Origin of the sequence: Vibrio ordalii ATCC 33509, from assembly GCA_000257205.1 — a bacterium.
Classification (GTDB): domain Bacteria; phylum Pseudomonadota; class Gammaproteobacteria; order Enterobacterales; family Vibrionaceae; genus Vibrio; species Vibrio ordalii.
The window spans coordinates 23,040-35,383 of sequence record AEZC01000009.1; the positions used below are offsets into that span (position 1 = coordinate 23,040).

At 47.1% G+C, this 12,344-nt stretch carries 5 protein-coding genes; all 5 read left to right on the forward strand.

Features of this window, described 5'->3' with window-relative positions; all coding sequences use genetic code 11:
• Positions 1-313: 313 nt before the first annotated feature.
• The 5 genes from VOR_RS0100460 (at position 314) to VOR_RS0100480 (ending at position 12,326) form a co-directional block, all read left to right on the forward strand.
• On the forward strand, positions 314-1,294 hold the full coding sequence (locus tag VOR_RS0100460) for a helix-turn-helix transcriptional regulator (protein ID WP_010317027.1): 981 nt from the start codon (positions 314-316) through the stop codon (positions 1,292-1,294).
• A 262-nt stretch (positions 1,295-1,556) separates the two neighbouring features.
• On the forward strand, positions 1,557-2,435 hold the full coding sequence (locus VOR_RS0100465) for a helix-turn-helix transcriptional regulator (protein WP_017044472.1): 879 nt from the start codon (positions 1,557-1,559) through the stop codon (positions 2,433-2,435).
• Between the two features lie 374 nt (positions 2,436-2,809).
• A complete protein-coding gene (locus VOR_RS0100470; RefSeq protein WP_033197367.1) occupies positions 2,810-4,753 on the forward strand; it encodes a TonB-dependent receptor in 1,944 nt (647 codons plus the stop codon).
• Positions 4,754-4,757: 4 nt separating this feature from the next.
• Positions 4,758-6,026, forward strand: a complete 1,269-nt coding sequence (locus VOR_RS0100475) for an MFS transporter (protein WP_010317032.1) — start codon at positions 4,758-4,760, stop codon at positions 6,024-6,026.
• 111 nt (positions 6,027-6,137) lie between these two features.
• A complete protein-coding gene (locus tag VOR_RS0100480; protein WP_010317034.1) occupies positions 6,138-12,326 on the forward strand; it encodes a non-ribosomal peptide synthetase in 6,189 nt (2,062 codons plus the stop codon).
• Positions 12,327-12,344 lie beyond the last annotated feature (18 nt).

Here is a 12,344-nt window from a genome sequence, read left to right on the forward strand (position 1 = left end):
GACACTTCTATCCATAGTATAGAAGACGGCAGAGATTGAGGACGAACATGGTTCCTTAATTTGTTCGATCTTGAAGCATAGTCACGTCAGTCCACTACTCAATTCAGACTCCTAATCATGAAAAATCACTTCCAAATTGAGCAGACGGTAATCATAAAACGCCACAAAATAACTTTCAGTTTTATAAAACGAATAATAATAACGATGAGAGATCTCGATAGAACTCATGACTTCTTTGCGTGGCACGCTTTTCATTACACAGACGAAACACTAGGGGCAAATCCGACCCACGCATTTTTGAATGGTATCTAAAATGAATCGTGTTGATTTAAAACCAAACTCCACATCCATACGCTTACCGAAACGTTGCCTAAGCCATCAGTCAAGCGTGCCGACTCCGCGACAACCGCTTGCCTGTAAATCTTTTGGGGGATGCCTTGGCTGCCATATACATACACTATCGGGATATGGCGGCTGTACCTCGTATGAACCGAACACTCACTCTGAACGATACTGCTTACGTTTACTGACCGTAATTAAAGGCGAGCAGCTCATTTGGTACAGTCATGATAATGAGCCCATCAGTTTACACAACGGAAAAAGTGTACTGATTTTCTCAGTTAATACCTTTAACGATGTATTCATTAGTGAAACAGAGAGTTACGTCGAGATTGCCGATATGCGCTTTGACTGCCAACTTCTCGCGACTATTTACCAGCAAATGAGTGAGAGTTTGCGTGACAATGGTATTAATCCTTTAACGGAAAAACGCCGTTTTGTCTTTGATACCAGTGTTGAAATTCAGCAATTTATTAACCAGTTGCAAACTGGCTTAACCAACCAAACGGGTGCCGGTAGCTTGTATGCCGTCTCACAGGCTTATCAATGTTTGGCCAAACTACTCAGCCAGCTTGAGATGATAAAAAGCAACAAAAAAGACAGTGAGTGCTCATCCCTTTCCAGTCGAACCTTAAATCGGATACGCAAAGCACACTCGATGATTGCTTCAGAACCAGAAAAAAATTGGAGCTTAAACGAGCTTTGTCGGCAAGTAGGCACGAATGAAACCAGCTTTAAACGCGGTTTTAAACTGCTTTTTAATACGACATTTTCCAAACTTCTTCAACACACACGAATGAAAATAGCAGCTGAATCATTAGAGCAGACCGATCGCCCGATTATCGACATCGCTTATCAAGTGGGATATGCCAGCCCTTCTCACTTTAGCAAACTATTCAAACAACACTTTGGGCAGAACCCTCTACAATATCGGAAACATCGTCAACGTCCCTAAAATATCGATAAATAAAGCTTAAACCAGTCAAGGTTTCTCTTTCCTAACAGAACAGCAGTCGTGCTGGTGAAGTCATCTTGTGCCTTTTTTATGCGCATTTTGTTGAATACGCTTTTTTGTTGAACAGTTGAATAGCCATCATCAATCACTCCCTAGACAGATAATCATGATAATGATAACTTTTCTCATAAAACCAATCGGACGTGATTTCACTATGCCTTACTATCGAGTTCCATTTAATTTGGATTTACTGGAAGAGTCCATGCAAACCAATGGCAATATCGTTTTTAAGCATGAACATTGCGAATTTTCGTTACGTTGCTGTGTGATCAATGATGACATGGTGATGAGCCAATTTAAGGGAAGGTTTGAAACACCTACCCAACTCGATACAGCCGATAAAACCGAATACGACAGTGTGACGATCATGCTGAATTTAGGGAATGCGGTTTACTATCAAATTAATGGCTTAAATACGGCAAAGATTTTTCCGGCCAACACTATTGCTCTTTGTTATTCCGATACACGTCATGGCTTCTGTCGCTATCAGCCGCAAATCACTCAGTTATTTGCACTGCAAGTCCCAAGACTTCTATTGCTTGAGTACATCAACGTCATGCAAATAAGTGAGCCACTAGCAGATAAGTTAGGACGTCGAGAGCCGTTTTTCCTAATCAGAACAGCTTCTGCTGCGTTGCAATTTATGGCCGTAAAACTTTCAGAGACCCATAATCAAAACAGCGCGATTCAACGCCAGCTTTGCTACTCATTCATCAGTGATGCAGCCCGATATCTAGTCTGCGATGACAGCACTCAACAACAAGGCGATAATCACAATCTCCTAGAAAAAGCGATGGGGATTCTTGATAGTGAGTACACTTTGCCACCCACCATTACCGAACTGGCTCGACGAATTGGAACCAATGAGACCTCTCTCAAACAGGGGTTTCGAAAAGAACTAAATACCACCATTCATCAGTACATCACTCAGCAAAGAATGACAAAAGCGGCTGAACTACTCAGCGCAGAAATCTACACTATTTCGCATATTGCTCATGAGGTGGGTTACTCCAATCATGGACATTTTTCCGCCGCTTTTAAAAAAGAATTCGGTTGTACGCCATCCAAATACCTAGCATAACAGGGTGCTCTCACGCCTAAAAAGATGGTCCAAAAACCGTCATAAGCCATACGGCGATCCTCTATTTCTGGCCCAACACCACCAGCTATCACTTTGACAGTTATTTGTTTGAAACTCATCTATAACAAAACCAGAAAATAAAATAAAAACCAACAAAATTAAATACTTAATTTTAATTAAGTTAAAAAGTAGACGACCCGCTCTATTCAAGCTTGTTTAAAATAACAATCATAAACGTCGATTCACGCTCTTTTTATGCCTTATTCAGTTAGCAGGTAAAAGACAGAATCGGCACTATAAGTTCAATATGAATACCACAGGAAACAGATTCGATGCATAGGAACAGCCTTAAACTTTCACCATTAACTTTAGCGATGACCTTAACTATGTTCACTTCAACCGCTTTCGCACTCGAAAGTGGCCATGATGCCATGGTGGTAGAATCGAGCAAGCAGTCGACCCTTCTTGAACAGATAGACAGTTCGGTTTTGATTAAAACAGGAGAAGAGCTTGAGCAAGCCGGAGTCGATCAAGTTCAAGACTTGGAGAAAGTGTTCCCGGGTCTATTGATCCAAACTCGCGGTAATCGTACTTATGCCAACACGACGATTCGTGGCATCAGTTCACCGGATTATTATTCCCCCACTATTAGCTTGTATGTTGATGGTGTGTTGCAAGACAGCGCCTTTTTAACTCAACCACTGGTTAATGTTGAGCGCGTCGAACTGCTAAGAGGCCCGCAAGGCACTTTGTACGGTGGTAATGCTCAAGGTGGTATTATCAATATCATCACCAAAAAAACCGTTGGACAGAACACAACCGTTGCTAGCGCGAGCTACAGTAACCTCAATGAGCAACTCAATGCTTCGGCAGCTCTCTCACTCAATGACTCGCTTTCCGCCGATATCGCACTGCGCGTAATCAAAGACAATGGCGACATTGAACACCTACCGAGCCAGCAGAAAGATGCTAATAATAGTCAACAATTCAGTGGGTTAGCTCGCTTACACTATTTACCACACAACTCGCCGTTCACTCTGACCTTATCAGTCGCCAATAGCAATCTGGATAGCCATGAAGAGTGGTATCTCACCCAAGCTGAATTTGATCAAAAAATGACGAGCCAAGCGATCCCTCAGCTCAAACGCATCGTTAACAGCTATGCGCTGCAAATGGGTTACGATTTAGGTGAGACTCAATTGACCAGTGTTACGGCTTATCAAAACCGTAACATCTATCGTCAGTTTATTGGAGGAGCTTGGCAAGAAGACCAAAATACTTTTAGCCAAGAGCTACGTGCCAATACGCAAGTCAGCGATGCTTTATCTACGCTACTTGGCGCTTATTTTGAACAGCGCGACTTCGATGCAAAACTTGGCGTAGGCTCTCAAGTCACCAATCAGGTTGAAGCAACTCAATACACTCTGTTTGGTCAAGCCATTTATGCGCTCCATGAACAGATTGACCTCACTTTAGGGCTGCGTGCCACTCACCTTTCGACTCGCGCCGATTATAGCGGTAATCCGTCTTGGATGATTGATGCTTACACGCAAAATAAATCAGAAAACACCCTATCACCCAAGGTCGCTTTAGGTTGGCAAATCACGCCGAATTCTCGGATATTTACTTCAATATCAAGCGGCTATCGCCCTGGGGGGTTCAGTTTACAGCCACGCAGTAGCGGTGATAAAAATGGCTACAGCGCAGAGAAATCCCTCAATGGAGAGTTGGGCTGGCGTACTCGCTTAGCTAACAATATGGTTGACCTGAGTGGGGATCTGTATTGGATAAAAACGGATGATATTCAACTCTATACTGGGAATCCTGGTAGCCAAGTGCTGCGCAATTTAGGGGAAGCGCAAAGCCGAGGCTTAGAGCTGCAGCTCGCTTTCTATCCCACAGATGATTTAACCCTGAATCTAGGCGGCACTTTCGGTGAGTCAAGCTTCAAATCGGGGAATCACGATATTGAGGGGAACACACTACCGTACGCACCTAAAACAACACTGGTGGCGGGGATAGACTATGTATTACCACAAGCTTGGTTTAATGGTGCAGTCTCCCTTTCCTCGAATGCTCGCTATACCTCAAGCGTCTTTTTCAATGAAACAAATACCTTGTCGCAAGCGGGTTATACCTTAGTCGACTTAGCCATTCAGTACCAAGTAAACCCGCACCTTTCGATGCGACTGTTTAGCAATAATGTGACCGAGCAAGAATACAAAACCTATTCGTTCGCAATGCCAAACTCCAGCGTCGCCTTGAGTAACTATGGGGTCGGCCGTGAAGTCGGACTCAATATCAAACTTGAGTGGTAATAGGATGAGTTTTCAAACAGCCAAACATTCTACGCTGAGCAAAGCTTCTTTACTCAGTCTGTTAGCGGGGGTTTATACCACCCAAAGCCTGATTGGTATGTTTACACTGCAGGGTCTCCCTGCAGTGCTACGTTCAGAAGGTGTCTCTACCTCTCAAATTGGTCTTTTTTACTTAGCCATGCTGCCGTGGGCGCTGAAATTTCTTTGGGCACCGTATGTGGAGAGCATTCGACAACAGGGCATTACTTTGACTCGTCACGCTTACCTGATTGGCTTGGCGCAAACAGGTATGCTGCTGGTTTTGGGAGCCTTCTCATTTAACGCCGTGATCAGTGACCAAACGCTGTTATTTGTTGGTGTACTCACGTTGGCTTTACTTTCAACCTTTGCTGATATCACCACGGATGGCTTAGCGGTTGATGTGTTACCTGCCGATCAAAGACGTTTTGGCAATGTGATGCAAGTGGGTGGAGCTTATCTGGGCGCCGTGTTTGGTGGCGGCTTATTCATTTACCTGACTGCCAGTGTCAGTTGGCAAAATGCCATTCTGCTACTGATGGCATTGCTCCTTTTCATGTCGCTACCAACTGCCTCTTTATTTGGCAAACTGAAAACAGCACAAAACCTTCATCGTGAGCACCGCCCCTCCCTGAAATCAGCCCTTACTAACCCCAAGGTAACTTTGGGGTTAGGATTAGTCGCGCTTTGCCAGTTAGGCACTCGGGGGGTGCAATCCATGATGATGCCCTTTTTATACGATCACGGTATTGAACTGGAGGCACTTGGTTTGTTGGTTGCTGGTGGCGGTATTATCACCGCATTTATCGGGATTGGGCTAAGTGGTTGGTTGATGAAAAAAGTGAGCGCCATCAGCATTGTTCTCTTTTGTCTTGGGTTGGAGGCGTTGATATATAGTGGATTCACTTTCTATGCAGCACACATTATACCGCTCACCTACGGTCTAGAGGGGCTCTATGTACTCAATACGGTTCTGGTTGCCGCCAAATTTGTTGCGCTGTATACCCTAATGATGGAATGGTCCTATGGTCATCAAGCAGGCGTTGATTTCTCTCTTTTCCAATCGATGGACATGCTGATCGCGATACTAATGGCGATGCTGTGTGGCTGGGTGATTGCTCAATTTGGTTACCAAGTTCATTACCTGCTGACATTCGTCGTTACCCTCTGCGCCCTGCTGACACTCTATCAATTTCACGCCTACCAGCTAAGGCTAGGCAATAAGGATATTTGCCATGTCTCTGAACACGCTTAATTTCTAAACTTCGCCCGCGGTAACGCGGGCTATTCCATCCACTTTCTGCATGATGGCACGGTTCATCAGGCGGGAGCGTTTTGCCTAAAATTTGCCGGGGTATGATGTCTTATGTCAGAACAACACCTGATTTTATCCACTTTTCGAGAGGCCATTTGCCAATCATTAGGCCTCGCCTTTGACACGATCAGTACAACAGACAATCTGTTTGAGTTGGGGGTCGATTCGATGCTGATGATGCGCATGGTAAGTCAATGCCGCCGAGCCGGCTGTAAACTCACCTTAAAAGAAATATACCAAAATCCAACATTGGCACAAATTGGTGAGCTTATTCAAAGCAAGCTCGCGGGTAATCTCACGAGTAATACTGGCGCGGTCCGTGAACAACGCCAGCCTGACTTGTTACCCACCATGAAAGAGGGAATACCCTTTGCAATGACCCCGGTACAACTGGCTTATTATATTGGCCGTGATCAGCAACAAGCCTTAGGTGGCAATGGTTGTCATCTGTATCAGGAGTTTAATGGTCTCGGCCTTGAAATCTCCGCGCTTGAACAGGCACTGAATCAATTACGTCTGCGCCATCCCATGCTCTGTGTGCATTTCCACAATGATGGTACTCAATGCTGGAAAGCGCCTAGCGCCTCATACCATATTACGGTGCACGACTTACGCCATTTAACCGATGATGGCGCTGAACAAGCCATGCTCACACTTCGTGAACAATTGAGTCATCAAATGTTGGATGTAGAACATGGGCAAACCTTCGATTTTCAAATTGCCTTACTCACTCATGAGCGGCAGCGTCTGTATGTCAGCATTGATCTGCTGGTAATGGATGCTTCCAGCTTTAGCTTGTTCTTCAATGAACTCTCGCTACTCTTGCAAAACAAAACCTTGCCTACTCATACTTCCGATTATGATTTTTGCAGTTATTTGCAGCAGGAACAGCAAGAGTTTGCCGCGCAAAAGAAGGCGGCTAATGCTTTTTGGCAAACGCAATCGTCTCTGCTGCCGCCTGCGCCCAACTTACCCTTAGTGCAGGACCCATCCTTAGTTAAAAAACCAACTTTCCATCGGCGTAAACATTGGTTAAATCCAACTCAGTGGCAACAACTGCAAACGCTCTGTGCCGCCAATCAAGTCACACCGACTATGACTCTTGCCACTTTGTTTGCCGCAGTATTGTCACGTTGGAGTGGGCAAAGCCAATTGTTGCTCAATCTAACCTTATTTGACTGTCACCCATTTAACCAGCATGTCCAGCAGATGCTCGCGGACTTTACTAACATTCTGCTCTTACCAACCGAGATTAACCAAGCCAGTCTGGCTGAGCTTTGCCAAACCCAGCAACAGCGTTTTGCCGAGATTTATGAACACCGTTTTGTGTCTGGCGTTGAGGTGTTGCGTGAGTTAAAACGCCATGGTAGCCATCCTTACGGAGCCCCTATCGTATTCACCAGTAATCTTCACCATTCACTATTTGGTGATGATACCCATAGCCAACTGGGTGAACTCGGTTGGGGAATTTCACAAACTCCACAAGTGTGGCTCGATTTTGTCGCGTTTAAGCAAGGTGACGGTATTGCACTGCAATGGGATGGGGTGGATGAACTGTTTGCGCAAGGTCTGCTGGATACGCTGTTTAGCGCCTTTATTCAGTTGGTTGAGCATACACTACAAGGACAAGCAGCATGGCGGTCACCGTTACCAGACTTGCTTCCAACCAGCCAACGCCAAATCCGGGCTGAACGTAATCAGACCTCTAGTGAGCCGCCTCAGGGTTTACTGCATCAGCGAATTTTTGAGCAAGCGCAAGCCAACCCAAGCAACACCGCCCTTATCACTGCGGAACAAATGCTAAGTTATAACGATCTGGTAAGCCAAGCCAAACGGCTAGCCCAGACACTGCTCAACGCTGGAATGCAAAATGGTGAGCATGTCGCCATCAGTATGGAAAAAGGGGTTGGACAAATCGTTGCCGTCTTGGCTATTTTGCACGCCGGTGGTGTTTATGTCCCCATTGCCCCTAACCAGCCTCTTAGCCGTCGTCAAGCGATTGAAGAGAGTGCTAATGTACGCATTGTGCTGCGCTGTGAGACCTGCGCGCAAAAGTTTGCATGGAGCTCAGCCACTCACATTGATTGGCAAACCCATGGCGATATTGCTCTTGAGACATCGCCATACTCACGTCAACCCGAGCAAGCGGCTTATATTATCTACACTTCCGGCTCAACCGGGACACCGAAAGGGGTGGTGGTCTCCCACCAATCTGCGCTCAATACTTGTCTTGATATAAACCAACGTCATCGTGTTTGCCATACCGATCGAATATTCGCCGTTGCTGCACTGCATTTTGACCTCTCGGTTTATGACATTTTCGGCGTGTTATCGGCCGGCGGAGCCTTAGTGCTACCTAAAGAGCAGCAAACTCGTGATCCTATGGCTTGGAATTCACTGGTCGCGCAGCATAGTGTCACGCTTTGGAATAGCGTGCCTGCACTGTTCGACATGTTCCTCACTTTTTGCGAGGGGATGAAATTCAACACACCGCAACAACTGAGAACAGTGATGCTCTCTGGTGACTGGATTGATCTCTCGCTACCCGGCCGCTACCGCTCTTTCCGTCCGCTCGGTACCTTCAGTGCCATGGGCGGCGCAACGGAGGCGGCGATTTGGTCAAACGAATATCTGGTTAATCACGTTGAACCGCACTGGCGATCCATCCCTTATGGCTACCCATTGACCAATCAAGCTTATCGAGTGGTGGATGAGGCTGGCCGAGACTGCCCTGATTGGGTGCAAGGTGAACTTTGGATTGGGGGTCTTGGGGTGGCTCAAGGTTACTGGAATGATGAAGCGCGCACAGCAGCACAATTTGTTCATGCTGTTTGTCTAGATAGCCATCAAATCCAACGTTGGTATCGTACAGGAGATATGGGCTGTTATTGGCCTGACGGCACTCTTGAGTTCCTTGGCCGCAAGGATAACCAAGTCAAAGTGGGGGGCCATCGCATTGAGCTGGGAGAGATTGATGCAGCCTTGAATCGTATTCAAGGTGTGCGTCATGGCGTCACTCTGGCCACTGAACTCGCCGGCAGCCGAGATAAACAACTGGAATGTGTGGTGGTGCTCGAAGGAACCGCGCTCTGCTCGCAATTAAAACCCGACCCACGGCTGCCACAAGATTATGCAACGCTTTTCGAAATAGAGCCTAATGCCGACATTGAGGACACCGGATCTCAGGTTGCGGATTTCTTATCCTTGCATTTACAACAGACGCTGCCCAATAGCCTGCAAGCTCAATCTTTAGCCAAACTCGCCCAATCTTATGGTGTCTGTACGCCCTATTTAGAACTCTTTAAGCAGTGGTGGCAACTACTGTGCTCTAGAGGTTACGCCACCACCGAGCAACAAGGCGCTGAACACTATTATCAGCTCGTTTCTCAATCTAGTGCACAACCACAGACCAGCGCACTTTGCACAAATTTTTCTCAAGTCAGCCCACTGCTGCAACAAATCATCACCGGCCAAGCAGACCCTTCTGTGATACTGGAGACAGATCTTGCGCCTGAGGTGATGCTCTTCAAAACGCCAGCGTTTCAAGCCTTGCTGTCAAACACAATCAAGGCGATATCGAGCTTGGCAGAGCAACTGTGCAGACCAATCGTCTTGATTGAAACCGAAGCGCGCAGTGGCTTGTTGGCACAGCATATCTGCTCTGCGCTCGGTCCTGAAAAGTTGTATTACTATGCCTTAGACTCTTCATTAAGCTTCACCCAACGTGCCGCACAACGTTTACAACGTTTTAGCCATGTCACAATCCAACATGGTTCACTGACTCATCTGGATACACTTGTTGGGCAAGCTGACGTAGTGCTACTCAATAATGTGTTGCACCGCCAAACCAACCCTATTGACTATTTGCAACACAGCACCCGATTACTCAAGCCGGAAGCCATGCTGTTGGTCAATGAGATGGCAAGCTTACCTGAAGCCAGTTTGATCAGTGCTCAGGTTTTACAACAGGCCCCGACTCTTTTATCGGACCAGCAGCTCGCAACCCACTTTGAGCTCGCCAAACTGTACTTACAACATGAGGCACTGGCCACAGAGCAACGACTTTATGTGCTCAGAAATCAACGTGTCTTGCTCAGCCCTGATAGCAGCCAATTATCCGCCAAACTCAGTTCACTACTACCGGCTTATATGGTGCCTAAACGCTTTACCTTTGTTGAATCTCTGCCACTCACGACAAATGGCAAAGTCGATAGAAAAGCGTTAATGGAATCCACTCGTGATACCAGCCGTCAGCAAGAACAATCTCAACCCGTACGGACCACCAAAGAGCAAATCGTCGCTCAAGTCTGGCAGGCGTTATTTCATCGCTCAGATTTACAAGCTGACAGTGATTTCTTCCTGATCGGAGGGGATAGTTTACTGGCAACGCGTTGTATGGGGGAATTACGCAAACAGGGTTACCAGGCGGATTTAACCGCTCTGTTTAGCCATCCCACTTTGTCACAATTCGCCGCCAGTTTAATTGAAATGACGGCTGATGAATCAAGCCCGCTTGCTCCTTTAGTCGCACAGCCCAGCCGGCGTTTTCTGCCTTTCCCAATGACGGAAGTGCAGCAAGCCTATTGGGTTGGTCGTCAATCTGGGTTTGCACTTGGAGAAATAAGCTCTCAATTCTTTATTGAGTTTCGAGCTGAACAACTGGATGTTGAGCGCTTTAACCAAGCGATGAATCGCTTAATCCAGCGCCACGATATGCTCCGTGCCGTAGTGCGTGATCATCAACAGCAGGTTTTGATTCAGGTTCCTGCTTTTACGCTGACTTGTCATTTATTGGATGATATTGATGGTTTTCAAGCCAATGCCCTGCGTGATGCATTAGCCCATCAGGTAAAAAATAGTGCGCTATGGCCGCTGTTTACGGTTGAGGCGGTTAGCGCTTCCCACGGCGAGGCGCGCATTTTTGTCAATCTCGATAATATGATGCTCGATGGCTTGAGCATGCAGATCTTCTTTTCTGAGCTGCAAGCGCTCTATCACAATCCCGATCTTGTTTTAGAAGAGCTTGCGATCACCTTTAGAGATTATGTTGAATGGCAGCAACAAGCGGTCACCGAGCAAACACGTTCAACGGCGAAAAAATATTGGCTGCAGCGCTTGGCCGATCTGCCTGCGCCCCCGGCTTTGCCTCTGCAAAGTGATCCAAACCAGATTCACAAGCCTAAGTTTATTCGTGCCGCAGGCTCACTGTCTCCACAAGAGTGGCAAGCTTTGAAAAAGCTGGCCGCCAGACACCAAGTCACACCATCGGCTCTCTTGATCAATGCATATGCCAGTGTCCTCTCCGCTTGGAGCGATCAGCAAGCACTCACCCTCAACCTCACTTTATTTGATAGACCTGATGTCCATCCAAATATTGGGCAGATCATGGGCGATTTCACCACCCTACTGCTGCTCGCATGGCAGCCTGATCAGCATTGGCTCGCGAGCCTGCAGCGTCTACAACACCAACTGGTCAACGATCTCAAACACAGCCAAGTTTCTGCGGTGTGGGTGATGCGTGAATTGGCTCGTCAGCAGCAGCGTACCAGCGCCACTATGCCGGTGGTGTTTACCAGCGCCTTGGGCACTTCTGAGCGCGATTTCCTCTCTGATTCGGGTTGGCTTAAACCGGTAGGAGGTCTATCACAAACCCCTCAGGTATGGTTGGATCACCAAGTCTATGAGTCCTCAGGACAACTCTGCCTCAACTGGGATGCCGTCGAGGAATTATTGCCTCAGCCCTTACTGGAACAGATGTTCAGCCAGTACCTCTCTCTGTTGCAAACGCTGGCGACTCAACCAGAGTCTTGGTCACAGCCATTAAACTTGCTGGTTCCCGCACCGCAAGGGGTAACTCGATTGATTCCCAGCCCAAGCAAGCTTGATAACCACGAAGCGATCTTGCCCCCAGTCGGCGGCGACCCGGTAACCATTTTAACCATTCGCGAACAGTTTCAGCAGATTGTGAATGTACCGATCAGCGAAAGAGAAAACTTCTTTGATGCGGGGGCTAACTCTTTGCAACTGGTTCAACTACACACCGCCTTACATTCACTGGCGATGCCGCTATCGGTTACCGACCTTTTTGCCTACCCCTCTCCGGCTTTACTCGCGGCTTGGTTATCGAAGGCGGAAAAGGTCGATAGCTCAAACGAAGCATTGAAAAGCAGGCAACAAAGAGTGAGCGGTCGAAAAGCCAACCGTCGTCAACGAGCCACGTCATCCCCCCACATCGATTGACGTGAACAGAATCTATCA